Origin of the sequence: Nonomuraea phyllanthi (assembly GCF_006334985.2) — a bacterium.
GTDB lineage: Bacteria > Actinomycetota > Actinomycetes > Streptosporangiales > Streptosporangiaceae > Nonomuraea > Nonomuraea phyllanthi.
The window spans coordinates 230943-247662 of sequence record NZ_VDLX02000008.1 but is presented as its reverse complement, the minus strand read 5'-3'; the positions used below and the strand labels follow the sequence as shown (position 1 = coordinate 247662).

Annotated in this window: 15 protein-coding genes and 3 tRNA genes; 11 read left to right on the top strand and 7 right to left on the bottom strand. The window is 70.9% G+C overall.

The features are described from left to right. Positions 1-5: 5 nt before the first annotated feature. Genes FH608_RS22775 through FH608_RS22760 form a run of 4 tightly spaced genes read right to left on the bottom strand, consistent with a single transcriptional unit; the run spans position 6 to position 4391 of the window. Positions 6-1313, bottom strand: a complete 1308-nt coding sequence (locus FH608_RS22775; protein ID WP_139632594.1) for an ABC transporter substrate-binding protein — start codon at positions 1311-1313, stop codon at positions 6-8. 31 nt (positions 1314-1344) lie between these two features. Then, on the bottom strand, positions 1345-2154 hold the full coding sequence (locus FH608_RS22770; RefSeq protein WP_139632593.1) for a carbohydrate ABC transporter permease: 810 nt from the start codon (positions 2152-2154) through the stop codon (positions 1345-1347). A gap of 9 nt (positions 2155-2163) precedes the next feature. Next, positions 2164-3093, bottom strand: coding sequence for a carbohydrate ABC transporter permease (locus tag FH608_RS22765; protein ID WP_226899791.1), 930 nt, complete (start codon positions 3091-3093; stop codon positions 2164-2166). Further along, positions 3090-4391 carry a glycoside hydrolase family 36 protein gene (locus FH608_RS22760; RefSeq protein ID WP_139632592.1) on the bottom strand — a complete coding sequence of 434 codons (1302 nt, stop codon included), beginning with the start codon at positions 4389-4391 and terminating at the stop codon, positions 3090-3092. The genes FH608_RS22765 and FH608_RS22760 overlap by 4 nt, the downstream gene beginning before the upstream one ends. A 165-nt stretch (positions 4392-4556) precedes the next feature. On the opposite strand from FH608_RS22760, the gene FH608_RS22755 reads away from it, so the two are divergent. Continuing rightward, positions 4557-5711 carry an ROK family transcriptional regulator gene (locus FH608_RS22755; RefSeq protein ID WP_139632591.1) on the top strand — a complete coding sequence of 385 codons (1155 nt, stop codon included), beginning with the start codon at positions 4557-4559 and terminating at the stop codon, positions 5709-5711. On the opposite strand, the gene FH608_RS22750 is transcribed toward FH608_RS22755, so the two are convergent. Then, positions 5708-6580 (bottom strand): AraC family transcriptional regulator, encoded by an 873-nt coding sequence (locus FH608_RS22750; protein WP_226899790.1) that lies wholly within the window; start codon positions 6578-6580, stop codon positions 5708-5710. The two genes, FH608_RS22755 and FH608_RS22750, sit on opposite strands and share 4 nt — an antisense overlap. A 56-nt stretch (positions 6581-6636) precedes the next feature. On the opposite strand from FH608_RS22750, the gene FH608_RS22745 reads away from it, so the two are divergent. After that, positions 6637-7416 carry a phytanoyl-CoA dioxygenase family protein gene (locus FH608_RS22745; RefSeq protein WP_226899789.1) on the top strand — a complete coding sequence of 260 codons (780 nt, stop codon included), beginning with the start codon at positions 6637-6639 and terminating at the stop codon, positions 7414-7416. Here FH608_RS22745 and dusB read toward each other — a convergent pair. After that, the gene (gene dusB / locus FH608_RS22740) at positions 7413-8525 is read right to left on the bottom strand and encodes a tRNA dihydrouridine synthase DusB (protein WP_139632588.1); all 1113 of its coding nucleotides are present in this window, start codon (positions 8523-8525) and stop codon (positions 7413-7415) included. The genes FH608_RS22745 and dusB overlap by 4 nt on opposite strands. Before the next feature lie 123 nt (positions 8526-8648). On the opposite strand from dusB, the gene FH608_RS22735 reads away from it, so the two are divergent. The 6 genes from FH608_RS22735 to FH608_RS22710 all read left to right on the top strand — a co-directional run bounded on the left by FH608_RS22735 (position 8649) and on the right by FH608_RS22710 (position 11753). Then, a tRNA-Gly gene (locus FH608_RS22735) sits at positions 8649-8720 on the top strand. A gap of 16 nt (positions 8721-8736) precedes the next feature. Continuing rightward, a tRNA-Cys gene (locus tag FH608_RS22730) sits at positions 8737-8810 on the top strand. Between the two features lie 2 nt (positions 8811-8812). Continuing rightward, positions 8813-8887, top strand: a tRNA-Val gene (locus FH608_RS22725). Positions 8888-9046: 159 nt separating this feature from the next. Then, complete coding sequence (locus tag FH608_RS22720) at positions 9047-9397, top strand: YciI family protein (RefSeq protein ID WP_139632587.1); 351 nt, start codon at positions 9047-9049, stop codon at positions 9395-9397. A gap of 5 nt (positions 9398-9402) precedes the next feature. Further along, positions 9403-10641, top strand: a complete 1239-nt coding sequence (locus FH608_RS22715) for an RNA polymerase sigma factor (protein ID WP_226899788.1) — start codon at positions 9403-9405, stop codon at positions 10639-10641. 95 nt (positions 10642-10736) lie between these two features. Next, positions 10737-11753 (top strand): LacI family DNA-binding transcriptional regulator, encoded by a 1017-nt coding sequence (locus FH608_RS22710; RefSeq protein ID WP_226899787.1) that lies wholly within the window; start codon positions 10737-10739, stop codon positions 11751-11753. A 93-nt stretch (positions 11754-11846) separates the two neighbouring features. Here FH608_RS22710 and arfA read toward each other — a convergent pair whose 3' ends face one another. After that, complete coding sequence (gene arfA, locus FH608_RS22705) at positions 11847-13337, bottom strand: arabinosylfuranosidase ArfA (protein WP_139632586.1); 1491 nt, start codon at positions 13335-13337, stop codon at positions 11847-11849. Positions 13338-13556: 219 nt separating this feature from the next. Here arfA and FH608_RS22700 point away from each other — a divergent pair, with 219 nt between their 5' ends. The 3 genes from FH608_RS22700 to FH608_RS22690 are packed head-to-tail and all read left to right on the top strand — an operon-like array spanning position 13557 to position 16638. Continuing rightward, positions 13557-14891, top strand: a complete 1335-nt coding sequence (locus FH608_RS22700; RefSeq protein ID WP_193318564.1) for an extracellular solute-binding protein — start codon at positions 13557-13559, stop codon at positions 14889-14891. Continuing rightward, positions 14888-15808 (top strand): carbohydrate ABC transporter permease, encoded by a 921-nt coding sequence (locus FH608_RS22695; protein ID WP_139632584.1) that lies wholly within the window; start codon positions 14888-14890, stop codon positions 15806-15808. The genes FH608_RS22700 and FH608_RS22695 overlap by 4 nt, the downstream gene beginning before the upstream one ends. Then, positions 15805-16638 carry a carbohydrate ABC transporter permease gene (locus FH608_RS22690; RefSeq protein WP_139632583.1) on the top strand — a complete coding sequence of 278 codons (834 nt, stop codon included), beginning with the start codon at positions 15805-15807 and terminating at the stop codon, positions 16636-16638. The genes FH608_RS22695 and FH608_RS22690 overlap by 4 nt, the downstream gene beginning before the upstream one ends. Positions 16639-16720 lie beyond the last annotated feature (82 nt).

The window sequence follows — 16720 nt, the reverse complement described above, 5'->3', positions numbered from 1 at the left end:
GGTCCTCACTTGATGGTGGCGTTGCCTTCGGCGACCGCCTGGTCGGCGGCGGCCTGCGGGGAGAGCTTGCCGAGATACATCTCGTTGAAGATCTGGTTGAGCTTGGTCTCGAAGCCGGTGAAGCCCGTGGTGATCGGCAGGGGGAAGGTCGAGCCCTCGGCCTCCTCCACGAACGGGGTCACGTCGACCTTCTTGGCCTTCCAGTAGTCGACGTAGCCCTGGCTCAGGCCGTTGAGCGCGGGGAAGACGTAGCCGCCGTCGGCCATCAGCTTCTGCGGCTCCTCGGTGCCGAGGTAGGCGGCCAGCTTCATGGCCTCCTCGGGGTGCTTGCTCTTGGCGTAGACGGCCTCGGCCAGGCCGTTCAGGTTGACCGAGCGGCCCTTCGGCCCCTCCGGCATGGCCGCCACGCCCACCTCGAACGTCGCCTCGGGCGCCACGAACGGCAGCAGCGCGTTGTTGGCGGGGAACATCGCGACCTGGCCCGCCTTGAACATGTCGGTGACCTTGCCGGTGGGCGGGTTGGTCTGGGTGGCGGGCGGGGAGACGTGGTACTTGTTCACCAGGTCGACGCCGAACTGCAGCGCCTTGACCGAGGCGGGGTCGTTGAAGGCGTACTTGCCGAAGGGCTGGTCGACGAGCTTGCCGCCGTTGGAGCTGACCCAGTTCATCCACTGGGTCTGGTAGTGGTTCCAGGAGGCGAAGCCGTACGTCTTGACCTTGGCGGGGTCGAAGCCGGCCTCGTCCGGGTGCTTGCCGGCCTCGTCCACGGTGAGCTTGCGCGCCGTGTCGAGCAGGGTGCCGGTGCCGTCCTCGGCCCAGGTCAGCTTCTCCGGCATCTCCACGCCGGCCTGCTCGAACAGGTCCTTGTTGTAGAGCAGGCCGACGATCCCCCAGTCCTTGGGCATGCCGTACAGCTTGTTCTCGTAGGTGAAGGACTGGACCACGGTCTGGTGGTACTTCGCGGTGTCGGCCTGGACCGGGGCCAGCACGCCCTTGGTGACGTACTCGGGGAACTGGGTGGGCGTCATCCAGAACACGTCGGGGGCGGTGCCGGCGACGGCGTCGGCGGTGAGCTTCGTCCAGTACTGGTCGTACGGCAGCAGCTCGATGGTGACGTCGATGCCCGGGTTGGCCTTCTCGAAGGCGGCCATGACCTTCTCGTAGCCGGCCTTCTGCTGTTCGTCCCAGAGCCGGTACGTCAACGTGACCTTCTCTGATCCGCCGTCTGACCCGCCGCCGCCCGAGCCGCAGGCGGTGAGGGCGAGCATGACGGCGCCGAGCAGCGCCCAGCGAACCGGGGGGTTGAGCGACATTCGCTGACCTCTTCTTACTTGGAGCCGATTCTTACTTGAGGCCGGTCAGGACGACCGATCTGACGATGTGCTTCTGGAAGAAGACGAAGATGGCCACCATCGGCACCAGCGCGATCAGGCTGCCGGCCATCATGAGGTTGTAGTCGACGCCGATGCCCTGCTTGAGCGTGGCGATGGCGACCGTGATGACCTTGGTGTCGTCACCGCTCGTGATGATCAGCGGCCAGAGGAAGCTGTTCCACGACGAGATGACCGTGATGATCGCCAGCGTGCCCAGCGCGGGGCGGCAGAGCGGGAGCATGACGCGCAGGAGGATCGTCAGCGGGCCCGCCCCGTCGATCCGGGCCGCCTCCTCCAGGCCGGCGGGCAGGGTCTTGAAGAACTGCCGCATCAGGAAGATCCCGTACGGCGTGCCGAGCACGTAGGGGGCGAGCAGGCCGTACCAGGTGTTGATCAGCCCCAGCTCCCGCATGATCAGGAACAGCGGGATCATGGTGACGGCGCTGGGCACCATCATCGTCGCCACGAACAGCCAGAACAGCAGATCCCTGCCCCGGAAGCGGAGCCGGGCGAACGCGTACGCGGCGAACGTGGTGAACACCAGCTGGCCGACCGTCAGCAGTGCCGTCATGACGGCGGTGTTGAGCAGGAAGCGCGGGAAGTCGCTCTCCAGCATCTCGACGAGGTTGTCCGCCGTCGGCGGCAGCCCGGGCAACCACGGCGCGGTCTGGCTGAGCTGCGCCTGCGTCTTGAACGCCGTCAGCACGACCAGCAGGTACGGGAAGACGGAGACGAAGGCGCCGACGGCGAGCGCGGCGTACAGGAGGATTCGCTTGGCCATGGCTTCTCCTCAGCTCAGGTCGTAGGTGGTGCGCTTGCCGAAGAACCTGACCTGCGCCATCGTCACCAGGAAGATGATCAGGAAGAGCAGCGTCGACAGCGTGGCCGCGTAGCCGAAGTCGAACTCCTTGAACGCGGTCTGGTAGATCCGGAAGTTGATCACTTCGGTGGTCTGGCTGGGGCCGCCGGCCGTCATCGCGTAGATGGTGTCGAACACCTGGAACGCGCCGATCAGGTTGGTCACGCTGACGAAGAACATCGTGGGGTTGAGCAGCGGCAGCGTGACCCGCCAGAACCGCTGCGCCGGGGTGGCGCCGTCGGTCTCGGCCGCGTCGTGCAGCTCCTTCGGGATGCCCTGGAGCCCGGCCAGGAAGAACAGCATGTTGTAGCCGGTGTACTGCCAGACGCTGACCAGGGCCACGGCGGGCAGCGCCCACGTGGGGTCGGACAGCCAGTCGGGGCCGGTGACGCCGACCAGCGCCAGCGCGCTGTTGATCGCGCCGTCGCGGGGGTCGAAGATCCAGTTCCAGATCAGGGCCAGCACGATGGGGGTGGCCATCCACGGCACGACGAACAGGGAGCGGTAGAACCTGACGCCCTTGACCCGCTGGTTGAGCAGCATGGCCAGGGCCAAGGCGAGCACCGTCTGCAAGGGGATCGACAGCAGGACGTAGGCGATCGTCACCCCGAGCGAGTGCCACGCCTCCCCGTCGCCGGCGAGGCGGACGTAGTTGTCCAGGCCGGCGAACTCGGGGGCCGACAGCAGCTCCCAGTCGAACAGGCTGAGGACGAGCACGATCACCATGGGCAGCAGCAGGAACGCCACCACGCCGAACAGGCTGGGGGCCACGAACAGGTAGGCGTGCCACCCGCCCCGGCGCCGCCTCTTGACAGCCGGTTCGGTCAGGCCGGCGGTCCCGCTCACGGTCTGGCTCGTCACGACGGGTCCGTCGCCGTCGGGACCATGAGGCGCCGGGTGGTCTCCAGGCCCCAGTCGTCCAGCGCGGCGATCGGATCGCTCGACCCGCGCAGGCCGCCCGTGGCGGCGATGTGCGCCGCCCACTCCTCCCGCGCCTCCACCTCGGGGCGCAGGATGATGCAGTCGGGGTCGTTGACCCACCAGCGGGCGTGCAGGAACTCGCGGGCCGCGCCCGTGAGGCGGGCCCCGAGCTGCGACGGCTGGCTGATGTCGCCCGACTTGGGCTGCAGGGTCGGCGCGATGTCCGGGCTGACCCGCATGACGTCCACCAGGCCGATGCTGGGCAGCATCGGCGCGCCGCACCCGTGCAGGGTCGCCTGCTCGCCCGCGCCCCGGCGGACGAGCTCCAGGCCGCGCCGGTAGGCGGCGATGGGGTCCAGGTCCTCGTGCCGGCCGCCCGCGAGCGCGCCGGCGTAGACGAAGTCGAGCTTGAAGTGGCTGATCCCCATCGCGGCGAACGTGCGGAAGACGTTCACGAGGTGCTCGGCCGCCTCGGGGTGGGTGACGTCGAGCACCGCGAGCTCCTGGTCCCACATGCGGCCCGCGTACGCGCCCTGGACCAGCCAGTCGGGGTGCTCGCGGAACAGGCGGCTGCGGTGGCCGACGAGGAACGGCGCCGTCCAGATGCCGGCGCGCCGCCCGGCGCCCGTGACGGCGTCCACGGCCCGCGCCAGCGACCCGAACTCGGGCCGCCCGTCCAGCCAGTCGCCGATCTCGGCCTCGTAGCCGTCGTCGATGAGGAACATGTCGGCGCCCAGGCCGTGCCGCTCGGACAGCTCCAGGTTCTCGATGACGTCGGCGTCGGTGACCTTGCCCCAGTAGCCGTACCAGGTGCACCACATGGGCGGGACGGCCGGGAACGCCCGCGGCTCCGCCATGGTGTCAGCCCAGTCGCGCAGGGCCCGGTCGAGGCCGTGCTCGCCGCGGTGGTGGCGTACCGGGCCGTCGGCGGAGATCACCAGCCGGCCGCCCTCCTCGCGGGCCCGGATCGAGGGCACCTGGAGGGGGCTCGGCGCCGACCAGAGCTCGACGGAGCCGTCGCCCGGCTCGACGGCCAGCAGCCCCTCGCCCTGGAAGGTTCCGTCGGGTACGGGGGTCTCGGGGCGGTAGGCGAGGATCTGGATGGTCTCGTCGGCGGGCCTCGGCGGGGTGTCCGCCAGGCGGTACGCGCCCGTGGGGCTCCACGACTGCCAGCCGTGCTCGAACACGCGGGCCCGGCCCGGGTCGTACATGATCTCGCCGATGTCCGCGAACGACATCTCAATCCTCTCGACTTACGAAGGAGCGCTTCATTAGTAGCATCGGCGTACTGGTGGGGTCAATGACCGCTTTTCCCGGCAATAACGGGAGATGAGCGTGGCGCGTACACCCGCCGATCGCTGGCATAATCTACGGTTACAGAGGACACCTACTTAAGGACGGCGATGGTTGACGTTCGCGGCGGCGACCTGTCCCGGCTGCGGCAGCTCAACTCTCTGACGGCCATCCGGGAGCTGCGCAGGGCGGGCCCGCTTACCCTGTCGGCACTGGCCGAGCGGACCGGCCTGTCGCGCCCGTCCATGAAAGAGGTCACCGCCGAGCTCATGGAGCTCGGCTGGGTCGAGGAGGTGCCGCCGAGCCCCGGCACGATGGGCCGCCCGGCCCGCCGCTACCGCTTCCGCGCCGACAGCGGCTACCTGGTCGGCGTGGACATAGGCGGCCACAACATCCGCGCCGCCCTGTCCGACCTCGATGGCGAGATCCTCGCCGAGACGCGGCAGCCGGTGCTGCCCGACGCCTCGCTGGAGGAGCGCCTGTCGGCGATCGAGCGGGCGGTGTCCGGGTGCCTGGCGCTCAGCCGCACGTCGGTCTCCGACCTGTGGACGATCGCGGTGGGCACCATCGGCGTGATCGACGTCGAGGGGCGCGTCATCTACTCCGCCGCCGTGCCCGCCTGGCGCGACCTCGACCTGGCGGGCAAGCTGCGGGAGATGTTCCCCTGCCAGGTGCTCATCGAGAACGACAGCCGCCTGGCCGCCATGGCCGAGTCCAGGCGCGGCGCCGCCAAGGGCGTCAGGGACCTGGTGTTCCTGCACGTCGGCCGCCGCATGGGGGCCGGGCTGGTCATCGACGGCAAGGTGCACAGGGGGTTCGGGGCGGCGGCCGGCGAGATCTCCATGTTGCCGGAGTCCCGCTGGTTCGACGCCCCCGAGCACCTCAACACCTGCCCGTCGGTCCCCGAGGACACCGCGCCCGAGGACGCGGCCGGGTGGACGCTGGCCGCCGCCCGCGCCGGCGACCCCGTGGCGCTCGCCGCCGTCGAGCGGTACGTCGACGACCTCGCCGTGGGCACGGCCGCGATGGTGCTCATCCTCGACCCGCAGATGGTGGTGCTGGGCGGCGGGTTCTCGCGCTCGTCCGACGTGCTGCTCGGGCCGCTGCGGGAGCGGCTGCGGCGCACGTGCATGCGGATGCCCGAGGTGCTGCCGTCGACGCTCGGGGACGAGTGCGTGGTGGTGGGGGCCATCGAGTACGCGGTGGACCACCTGGACGACCAGCTCTTCACCCCCGACAGGGGTCCCCTGCCCGTCACCCGCTAACCGCTCCGCAGCCGGGCGCGGTAGTCGCGGGGCGGCACCCCGTACTCACGCTTGAACGCCCGGCTGAAGTGGAACGGGCTGACGAACCCCGACGCCGCCGCCACCTGCCCCACGTCCAGGTCCGTCACCTCCAGCAGGCCGGCCGCGTGCCGCACCCGGGCCTCCCTGACCGCGCGCATCGGGGTGCGCCCGGTCTCGGCGGCGAACAGGTGGGCGAAGCGGGACGGCGAGAGCGCCGCGACCCGGGCGAGCGAGCCGACCGTGTGCGGCGCGCCCGGCTCCGCCGCGATGAGCGCGAGGACGCGGCGTACCCGCTCGTCGCCCTCCTCGGGCCTCGCCGCCCCCTCCGGCCGCGCCGAGGCGGTGGCGAGCACCAGCACCTCCTCGACCGCGCCCAGCACCAGCTCGAGGGCCGGCCCGGCCACGACCACGGCGGGCGTTCGCATGGTGCCGCGAGCCGGGAGCGGCGCGCCGGGCACCCACCGGGCGTCCCGGAGCGCCCGCTCGAACGCCGTCCCGATCCGCTCGCGCACCCCGTCCGGTACGCCGTCGACCAGGTGGGACCCGCCGCCCCGCGCGTACGGGCCCAGCCAGGCCGCCCACGGGGCCCGGGGCTGGAAGTGCACCCACCAGAAGCGCCACCGTTCCTCGCCGGGCAGCACCCGGTAGAACTGGGACACCCCCGCCCCGAGCACCACCAGATCCCCCGCGCGGGCCGCGAACGACGCCCCGCCTTGCTCCACCAGCCCCGCCCCCGCCTCGGTCCACAGCAGCAGCCAGCTCGGCGACCCGGTGGGCCGGCGCGTGGCGTAGCCGGGCGCCTTGTCGTAGTGGCCCACGATCGTCAGCTCGGCAGCAGGAACGGACATGTCCTCAGCGGTCACAGGCATACCGTTACCCGATGGCGCTCCGTAGCGTGGGACATATGAGGCTCAACGACTTCCGCGATCAGGGATACGTGCTGGTGTCCGGGCTGCTCGACCCCGAAGAGGTGGCCGGGCTGCGCGACGAGTTCATGGCGCTGCACGCCAGGGGGCCGATCGAGGGGCACTTCTCCCCTCAGCCGCAGGTTCCCGGCGAGCCGTACGACATTCTCCGCGACTACCCGCGCATCATGCACCCCCACCAGGTGAACGACCTGGCCCTGCGCTACCTGCTCGACACGCGTATCGCCGCGATACTCCGCGAGCTGCTCGGCGAGGAGCCGATAGCAGCCCAGAGCATGTTCTACTTCAAGCCGCCGGGCGCCAGGGGCCAGGCGCTGCACCAGGACAACTTCTACCTCCGGGTCGAGCCGGGCACGTGCGTGGCCGCGTGGGTGGCGCTCGACCGGGTGGACCGGGCGAACGGCGGCCTGGAGGTCGTGCCGGGGACGCACCTGATGGACCTGTTCTGCCCGGAGGAGGCCGACCAGGGCGTCTCGTTCACCCGGGAGTACGTCCCGCCGCCGCCCGGCCTGGAGAGGGTGCCCGTGGACATGGAGCCCGGTGACGTGCTCTTCTTCAACGGCAGCCTGGTGCACGGCTCGGAGCCCAACACCACCGCCGACCGCTTCCGGCGCAGCTTCATCTGCCATTACGCCGGCCGCTCGGCCGAGCGGATCGCCGAGTACTACCCGACGCTCACGATGTCGGGCGAGCCCGTCCGGCTGGAGCCGGCCGTGGGCGGCGGCCCCTGCGGCACCGAGGCCACCGGCCCGCACTAACCACCCGAGATGTCCGACTCGGCGTCGCCACCGGGGATCGGGCAGTCCCACGGGTCGTCCAGCCATCCGTCCGGCAGCAGCACCTTGGAGCGCTCACCCGACTTGCCCCTCGGCGTGTCCGTGTTGGGCGGCCACGGCTGGTCGTGCTCCAGCTTCGCCAGGCTCTCGCGCAGGCCGTCCAGCGACTCCGCCGTGGCCAGCTCCCGCCGCAGCTCGGACCCGACCGTGAACCCCTTCAGGTACCACCCGACGTGCTTCCTGAAGTCGGCGATGGCGTAGCGCTCGATGTCGAAGCAGGCGGTGAGGCCCTCGGCGTGCCTGGCCATCACCTCGGCGACCTCGCCGAGCGACGGCCGGGCCCGCTCGGGCCTGCCGTTGAACGCATTGTCCAGGTCCCTGAACAGCCACGGCCGCCCCAGGCACCCACGCCCCACGACCACGCCGTCGCACCCCGTGCGCGCCACCATCCGCAGGGCGTCGTCGGCGCACCAGATGTCGCCGTTGCCCAGCACGGGGATGTCCTGCACGGCCTCCTTCAGCCGGGCGATCGCCTCCCAGTCGGCCACTCCCCCGTAATGCTGCTTGGCCGTGCGGGCGTGCAGCGCGACGGCCGCGACCCCCTCCTCGGCGGCGATGCGCCCGGCGTCGAGGTAGGTCAGGTGGTCGTCGTCGATCCCCTTGCGCATCTTCATCGTCACCGGCAGCGACCCGGCGGCGGCGACCGCCTCCCGCAGGATGCGCCGCAGCAGATTCCGCTTGTACGGCAGCGCGGACCCGCCGCCGCGCCTGGTCACCTTGGGCACGGGGCAGCCGAAGTTGAGGTCGACGTGGTCGGCCAGGTCCTCCTCGGCGATCATCCGGACCGCCCGCCCCACGATCGCGGGGTCCACGCCGTACAGCTGGATGCTCCTGGGCCGCTCGGAGTCCGCGAACCTGATCATCCGCAGTGTCTTGGGATTGCGCTCGACCAGGGCGCGCGTCGTGATCATCTCGCACACGAACAGCCCGGCGCCCTGCTCCCTGCACAGCACCCGGAACGGCGCGTTGGTGATGCCCGCCATCGGCGCCAGCACCACCGGCGGCCACACCTCGATCGGCCCAATCTTCATCCCGACAGTTGTAGCGCAGGTGAGGACGTAAGGGGTATTCGAGGGGACCGGCCGCCGCGGCGCCGGGGAGCATCCGGTCGGCAAACGCGCTAAAGTTGTGCATGGCGGCGTTCATGCGGCCGTGCGGAAGTGGCTCAGTGGTAGAGCATCACCTTGCCAAGGTGAGGGTCGCGGGTTCGAATCCCGTCTTCCGCTCGGAGAGGTTCGACTCGGTGGAGTGGCCGAGAGGCGAGGCAGCGGCCTGCAAAGCCGTTTACACGGGTTCAAATCCCGTCTCCACCTCCAACGGACGATTAGCTCAGCGGGAGAGCGCTTCCCTGACACGGAAGAGGTCACTGGTTCAATCCCAGTATCGTCCACCACCGCCTCGAGAAGCCCCGCACGTCACGCGTGTGGGGCTTCTCGCCGTCCCGGCCTCTTCGCGGGCGTGAAAAGAATCTTCGAGGGAGATGTCCATCTGACGGGGGCCGCCTCGTAGTGATGGTGTACGGCACGTTCGCCACGACACGGAAGGACACCCCATGAAGTACATGCTCCTGATCAACAGCGCCCCCACCGGCGCCGACACCGCCGACGCGTGCACGTTCGAGGACTGGCAGGTCTACGACAAGTCCGTGAAGGAGGCCGGCATCCTCGTGGACGGGCACTCCCTGGCCGACCTCACCACCGCCACGACCGTCCGGGTCGCGCCGGACGGCGAGCGGACCGTCGCCACCGACGGGCCGTTCGCCGAGACGCGGGAGGTGCTCGGCGGCTACTACGTCATCGACGTGCCCGACCTCGACGTGGCCCTCGACTGGGCGGCCCGCTGCCCGGGGGCGCGTGGCGGCGGCTCGGTCGTGGTGCGCCCGGTCGCCGACTTCGAGGGCTGAGTCCCGTGGACGGGCGGGCCGCCGTGGAGGCGGTCTTCCGCGAGGAGCAGGGCCGGCTGCTGGCGTCGCTGGTGCGCCGCTTCGGCGATCTCGACCTGGCCGAGGAGGTGACCGCCGACGCCATCGAGACGGCCCTGGTCCGCTGGCCGGTCGACGGCATCCCGCCCAAGCCGGGCGCCTGGCTGCTGACCACGGCCCGGCGCAAGGCGGTCGACCGCCTGCGCCGGGACAAGGCGCACGCCGCCCGGCTCGCCCTCCTGCAGGTGGAGGTCGACCGCGCCGCACCGGCGCCGGCGGCCGAGCCCGGCGCCGACCTGCCCGACGAGCGGTTGCTGCTCTTCTTCACCTGCGCCCACCCCGCCCTCCCCTCCGAGGACCGCATCGCGCTCACCCTGCGGTGCCTGGCGGGGCTGAGCACGCCCGAGGTGGCCAGGGCCCTGCTGGTGTCGACCGAGACGATGGCCAAGCGGATCGTCCGCGCGAAGCACAAGATCCGCACGGCCCGCATCCCGTTCCGCGTCCCCACGCCGGGCGAGCTGCCGGGCCGCCTGCCCGGCGTGCTCCAGGTCATCTACTCGATCTTCACCGAGGGCTACGCGGCCAGCTCCGGCCCGGACCTGCAACGGCTCGACGTCGCCGAGGAGGCCCTGCGGCTGGCGCGGGTCCTGCACCGGCTCCTGCCCGCCGAGCGGGAGGTCGCCGGGCTGCTCGCGCTCATGCTGCTGGTCCACGCCCGCCGCGAGGCGCGGACCGGGCCGGACGGCGACCCGGTGCTCCTGGCCGACCAGGACAGGAGCCGCTGGGACCGCACCATGATCGAGGAGGGCCGCGCGCTGGTGAAGCCCGCCCTGACGGGCGGCGCGCCCGGCCGGTACGCCGTGCAGGCCGCCATCGCCGCCCTCCACGACGAGGCCGCGGACCTCACGACCACCGACTGGCCCCAGATCGTGGCCCTGTACGACGTGCTGCTCGCGATAGTCCCCTCGCCGGTCGTCGCGCTGAACCGGGCGGCGGCGATCGCCATGCGCGACGGGCCGCGGGCCGGGCTCGCGCTCCTCGACGAGCTCGCCGGCGAGCCCCGGCTGCGCGACTACCACCCGTACCACGCGGCGCGGGCCGACCTGCTGGCGCGGCTCGGCCGCCGCGCCGAGGCCGCCACCGCCTACCGGCGGGCCCTGGAGCTGGCCGGGACCGAACCGGAACGCCGGCACCTGCGGCGCGAGCTCGGCTCGATGGAGGGATGAGCATGGACGGGGACACGATCCTGTCGTGGCCGACGGCGATCCGCGCGTCCGGCGGAATTGCCTGTTAGCGTTATCGGTATAAGGGGGTGGGCATCGTGCGATCCAGGAATGGCAGGCCCGCGGTGCTCATGGACGTCGCCGTCCGCGCCGGCGTCTCCGCCATGACCGTCTCGCGGGTGCTCAACGCCCCCGACCGGGTGAAGGCGGAGACCAGGGCGCGGGTGCTGGCCGCCGTGCGCGAGCTCGACTACCGGCCCAACCAGGCCGCGCGGCAGCTCGTCACCGGCCGGTCCGGGGTGCTCGGCGTCGTCAGCATCGACACCACGCTCTACGGCCCCGCCTCCACGCTCTACTGCATCGAGCAGGCCGCCAGGAACGCCGGCTTCAACGTCAGCATCGCCAGCCTGCCCTCGCTCACCCGCAGGTCGATGGAGGAGGGCGTGGAGCGGCTGCGCGCCCAGTCCGTCGACGGGGTGATCATCGTGGCGCCGCACGAGTCGGCCGCCGACGGGCTGCGGCACCTGCCGCCCGAGATGCCCGTGGTCGCGGTCGACGCCGGCGACGACATCCCGGTGCCGGTGGCCAAGGTGGACCAGCGGGCCGGGGCCGTGCGCGCGACCAGGCACCTGCTCAGCCTCGGCCACCGCACCGTGTGGCACGTGGCCGGTCCGGCCGACTGGCTCGACGCCAACGGCCGCATCGAGGGCTGGCGCGAGGTGCTGGAGTCCGCGGACCGGCCGGTGCCCGAGGTGCTGCGCGGCGACTGGAGCTCGCGCTCCGGCTACCAGCTGGGGCAGCGGCTGGCCCCCGACCCCGAGGTCACCGCGGTGTTCGTGGCCAACGACCAGATGGCGCTCGGCGTGGTGCGCGCCCTGCGCGAGGCCGGGCGGCGGGTGCCGGAGGAGGTGAGCGTGTCCGGGTTCGACGACATCCCCGAGTCCGCCTACTTCTGGCCGCCGCTGACGACCGTGCGCCAGGACTTCGGCGAGGTCGGGCGGCACGCCTTCCACCTGCTGCTCGACCGGATGGCGGGCACCGAGCCCGACCAGCGCCGGCTGATCGAGCCCGAGCTGGTCGTCCGCGAGAGCACCGCCCCGGCCCCGACCACCTGAGCGTTCCGGGTCAGGCCATCCCGGGTCCGTCCGGCCACCTGACCGTTCCGGGTCAGGCCGCCCCGGCCCCTGCCGCCTGAGAGCTTCGCGAGGTCAGGCCAGGCGGATCACGTTCCACGACACCGGGGGCAGCAGCACGCGGAGCGGGTCCTGCTCCACGTCCGCGTTGGCCCGCGGCGCGACCCGGTCCGGGTCGTCGGCGGTGTTCCTGGCGTGGACGTCCTCATGGGTCAGGGTCGTGGCCTCGACGACGCGCACGCCGCCGAGCGCCCGCGCGTCGATCTCCAGGGAGAGCGGCGCGTCGGTCGAGCGGTTGACGGCGAACACCGTGGTGCCCCGTTCCGCGTGCGTGGCCACCGCGTGCAGCAGCGGCACCTCGCCGTGCCGGGCCGTCTCGTACACCGGCGAGACCGGCTCCACCCGCAGCACGTCGCCGGCCGCGAGCCGGGAGGCCTGCGCGAACGGGTGGAACGTGGTCTGCTTCCACGCCCGCCCGCCCGGCTCGGTCATGATGGGCGCGATCACGTTCACGAGCTGCGCCAGCGACGCGGCGGTCACCCGGTCGCTGTTGCGCAGCAGCGTGATCAGCAGCCCGCCGAAGGCGACGGCGTCGGCCAGGTGGTAGTGGTCCTCCAGCAGCCGCGGCGCGACCGGCCAGCCGGCGGGCGTCCCGTCGTCGCGAAACCGTGACTGGTACCAGATGTTCCACTCGTCGAACGAGATGTCGATGCGCTTGCGCGACTTCAGCCGGGCTCCGACGTGGTCGGCGGTGGCCACGACCGAGGCGATGAAGTACTCCATGTCGGTCGAGCAGGCCAGGAAGCTGCCGAGGTCGCCGTCCTTCTCCTCGTAGTAGGCGTGGCAGGAGATGTAGTCGACCAGGTCGTACGCCTCCTCCAGCACCTCGGCCTCCCACGCGCCGAAGGTCGGCATGCTGGAGCTGGAGCTGCCGCACGCGACGAGCTCCAGCGACGGGTCCACCATGCGCATGGCGCGGGCGGTCTCGGCGGCGAGCCTGCCGTACTCGCGGGCGGTCTTGTGGCCGGTCTGCCAGGGGCCGTCCATCTCGTTGCCCAGGCACCACATCGCGATCCCGTGCGGGTCCTTCGAGCCGTTGGCGACGCGCAGGTCGGACAGCGTGGTGCCGGACGGGTGGTTGCAGTATTCGAGCAGGTCGAGGGCGGCCTCGATGCCACGGGTGCCGAGGTTGACCGCCATCATGGGCTCGACGCCTGCCTTACGGCACCAGCGGACGAACTCGTCGACGCCGACCTCGTTCGTCTCGGTGCTGTGCCAGGCCAGGTCAAGGCGGCGGGGGCGCTCGGAGCGTGGGCCGACGCCGTCCTCCCAGCGGTAGCCGGAGACGAAGTTGCCGCCCGGGTAGCGGACCGTGGACACGCCGAGTTCCCGGGTCAGGGCGAGCACGTCGGCGCGGAAGCCGTCGTCGTCGGCCGTGGGGTGGTCCGGCTCGTAGATGCCGGTGTAGACGCAGCGCCCGAGGTGTTCGACGAACGTGCCGAAGGTGCGCCGGCGTACCGGGGCGACCTTGAAGGCGGGATCGAGCGTGAGCGTGGCCTGGTGCACGGAAGTGGCTCCTGGTTCGCGGGCGTGAGGTGCTCAGATTGTTAGCGATAACAAGCGCTCTGGTCAAGAGTGCGCGGACCCGCACCCGCTCGGCTGGGATGGGGGGTTGACATGCGACTTGTTACCGCTAACACTCGGGTAACCCGAAACCCATCTTCCGAGCCCCTACCTCCAGCGAGAGCTCCCCCCAAGCAAGACAGCTCGTAGGAAGAGGCCATTGTGCAAGGTCCTCCCGACATCTCCCGCCGGCTCCTCCTCGGCGGCAGCCTGGCGCTCGCCGGCGCCGCCGCCACCGGGTGCGCCATCCCCGTGGGGCTCGGCTCGCCCCAGACCCGTGTCAAGTACTGGCACTTCATGGGCGCCAGCGACGGGATCATCATGAACAAGATGGTCCAGTCGTTCGCCAAGGACAATCCCGACATCTTCGTCGAGGAGAACGTGCTCGCCTGGGGCGAGCCGTACTACACGAAGATCGCGATGGCCGGGTCGGGCGGCCGCTCGCCCGACCTCTCCACCTTCCACCTGGCCCGGCTGGCCGGGATCGGCGCCGGGCGGATCCTCGACCCGATCAACGTGAAGCTGCTGGAGGAGGTCGGGCTGCGGGCCGCCGACTTCAGCCCGCCGATCTGGGAGCGTGCCCACCTCGACGGGGTGCTGTACGCGATCCCGTTCGACGCCCACCCGATGGTGCAGTACTACAACACCGACATCTGCGGCAAGGCGGGACTGCTCGGCTCCGACGGCAAGCTGAAGCCGACCACCGGTGTGGACGAGCTGATCACCCAGCTCACCAAGGCCAAGGAGGTGATGGGCGGCAAGCCGCCGCTCGCCTTCGACGCGCTCGGCCTCGGCACGGTCGGGCCCTGGCGCGTGTGGTGGTCGCTGTATCCGCAGAGCGGCGGCACGCTGCTGTCGGACGACGGCACGAAGATCACCATCGACGACGCCAAGGCGCTCGACGCGCTGCGGCTCATGCGCCGGCTCGGGCAGGAGGGGCTGTGCGACTGGCGCACCGACTACGGCGCGTCGGTGGCCAACTTCACCAACGGCCAGGCCGCGTTCCTGTGGAACGGCGACTGGGAGACCACCGGGCTCAAGGAGCGCGGGACGCCCTTCAGCATGACCCGCTTCCCCAACGTCTTCGGCAGCGGCTCCGCGCAGGCCGACTGCCACTCGTTCGTGCTGCCGCACCAGCGCAACCGCGATCCCGAGGTCGAGCGGGCCACCTACCGGTTCATCGCCTACCTCGTCAAGAACAGCGCCGACTGGGCGGTCGCGGGGCACGTGCCCGCGTACCTGCCGGCGCTGCAGGAGCCCGAGTACCTGGCGCTGGAGCCGCAGTCGGAGTACCGCTCGGTCATCACCGAGGTCGCGCTCGACCCGCAGGTGTGGTTCGCGGGCTCCGCGTCGCGGATGTGGATCGAGTTCGGCGAGGCGTTCTCCCCCGTCATCAGCGGTGAGCGCTCGCCGGAGGACGGCCTGGCCGCCGCCAAGGCGTCGCTGACCAGGCTCATGTCCGCCCCGAACCCCTTCCCCGCCGAGGAGCGCCGATGACCACGACCGTCGCGGCCCCCGCGACCGCCGCCCCCGTCGCGCAGGCCAAGGTGCGGCGCGGCTGGACGCAGCACGGGCTGCTGTTCGTGGCGCCGTTCCTGCTGATCTACGTCGTCTTCCTGGTCTGGCCGGTGCTGCTGGGCTTCCGGATGAGCCTGTCGAGCGTGAACATCGCGGGCGGCAACGACCATCTCGTCGGCTTCGCCAACTACGCCGAGGCGTTCTCCGACCCGCGCATGTGGCGCTCGCTCTGGAACACGCTGGTCTTCACCGTGCTGAGCACCGTCCCGCTGGTGCTGCTCGGGCTCGGCTTCGCGCTGCTGGTGCACCACCTGCGGTTCGTGCAGTGGCTGTGGCGGCTGTCGTTCTTCGGGCCGTTCCTGCTGCCGTCCGCCGTGGTGTCGCTGCTGTGGCTGCAGATGATCTACCCGCCCGACTACGGCCTGCTGAACGGCACGCTCGGCACCGACGTGCTGTGGCTGGGCGACCCCTCGACGGCCATGTGGTCCGTGGTGATGACCACGGTCTGGTGGACGGTCGGCTTCAACTTCCTGCTCTACCTGGCCGCCCTGCAGTCGATCCCGCAACATCTCTACGAGGCCGCCTCGATCGACGGCGCCTCCGCCTGGGACAAGCTCCGCTCGATCACCATTCCCCTGCTCGGCCGCACGACCGCGCTCATCGTGGTGCTGCAACTGCTGGCCTCGCTGAAGGTGTTCGACCAGATCTACCTGATGACCGGCGGCGGGCCAGAGGACTCCACGAGACCGATCATCGAGTACGCCTACGACATGGGCTTCACCGGCTACCGCATCGGCTACGCCTCGGCCGTGTCGTACATCCTGTTCATCTTGATCGTCATCGTCTCCCTGGCGCAGCTGCGGCTGTTCCGCAAGCGGGCGGAGGTCTCGTCATGACCAAGCGGTTCAGCGTCAGCCAGCTCGTCCTCATGGTGGTCGCGCTCGCCCTGGCGATCGTCTGGCTGGCTCCCCTGGCCTGGGCCGTGGCCACCTCGCTCAAGCCCGAGGACGAGACGACGAAGATCCCACTGCAGTGGTTCGGCAGCGAGCTCACCCTGGACGCGTACCGGCTGGTCCTGGGGACGGGCGGGATCGTCAAGTGGGCGGTGAACTCGACGGTGACCGCGGTGGTCGTCACGTTCATGACCGTGCTGTTCTCGGCGATGGCGGCCTACGGGTTCGCGCGCACGCAGTTCAGGGGGCAGCGGGCGCTCCTGGCGATCATCCTGGCCGGGATCATGGTGCCGCCGCAGGTGCTGATGGCGCCGCTGTTCGCGGAGATGGTGGCGCTCGGGCTGGTCGACACCTGGTGGTCGATCATCCTCCCGCAGGTGGCGGCGCCGCTGATCGTGTTCATCCTGTTCAAGTTCTTCCAGGACGTGCCGCCCGAACTGGAGCAGGCGGCGTTCGTGGACGGGGCCGGGCGCTGGCGGGTGTTCTTCACGATCGTGCTGCCGCTGTCGCGCCCGGTGCTGGCCGCGGTGTCGATCTACACGTTCATCTCGACGTGGAACAACTTCCTGTGGCCGTTCCTGGTCTCCACCGACCCGAACACGATGACGCTGCCGGTGGGCCTGGCGAACGTGGTGCAGGGCACCTTCGGCCTCCGGTACGCGCAGATCATGGCCTCGGTGGTGCTGGCCGGGCTGCCGCTACTGGTGATCTTCGTGCTGTTCCAGCGGCAGATCGTCCGCGGCGTCGCCCACACGGGACTCGCCGGCCAGTAAGGGCTCCCCGGGCGGGCGTTGCCAGGGAACTGCCAGGAAGGCTCGGTAGTCTGCCTCGGCATGAACTGGCCCGCCCGCTTAC

Coding starts and splice junctions, on each gene's coding strand:
- FH608_RS22750 (WP_226899790.1), bottom strand. CDS start 6,580: ATGTCCGTTCCTGCTGCCGAGCTGACGATCGTGGGCCACTACGACAAG.
- FH608_RS22745 (WP_226899789.1), top strand. CDS start 6,637: ATGAGGCTCAACGACTTCCGCGATCAGGGATACGTGCTGGTGTCCGGG.
- dusB (WP_139632588.1), bottom strand. CDS start 8,525: ATGAAGATTGGGCCGATCGAGGTGTGGCCGCCGGTGGTGCTGGCGCCG.
- FH608_RS22770 (WP_139632593.1), bottom strand. CDS start 2,154: ATGGCCAAGCGAATCCTCCTGTACGCCGCGCTCGCCGTCGGCGCCTTC.
- FH608_RS22775 (WP_139632594.1), bottom strand. CDS start 1,313: ATGTCGCTCAACCCCCCGGTTCGCTGGGCGCTGCTCGGCGCCGTCATG.
- FH608_RS22720 (WP_139632587.1), top strand. CDS start 9,047: ATGAAGTACATGCTCCTGATCAACAGCGCCCCCACCGGCGCCGACACC.
- FH608_RS22690 (WP_139632583.1), top strand. CDS start 15,805: ATGACCAAGCGGTTCAGCGTCAGCCAGCTCGTCCTCATGGTGGTCGCG.
- FH608_RS22760 (WP_139632592.1), bottom strand. CDS start 4,391: ATGTCGTTCGCGGACATCGGCGAGATCATGTACGACCCGGGCCGGGCC.
- FH608_RS22695 (WP_139632584.1), top strand. CDS start 14,888: ATGACCACGACCGTCGCGGCCCCCGCGACCGCCGCCCCCGTCGCGCAG.
- FH608_RS22755 (WP_139632591.1), top strand. CDS start 4,557: ATGGTTGACGTTCGCGGCGGCGACCTGTCCCGGCTGCGGCAGCTCAAC.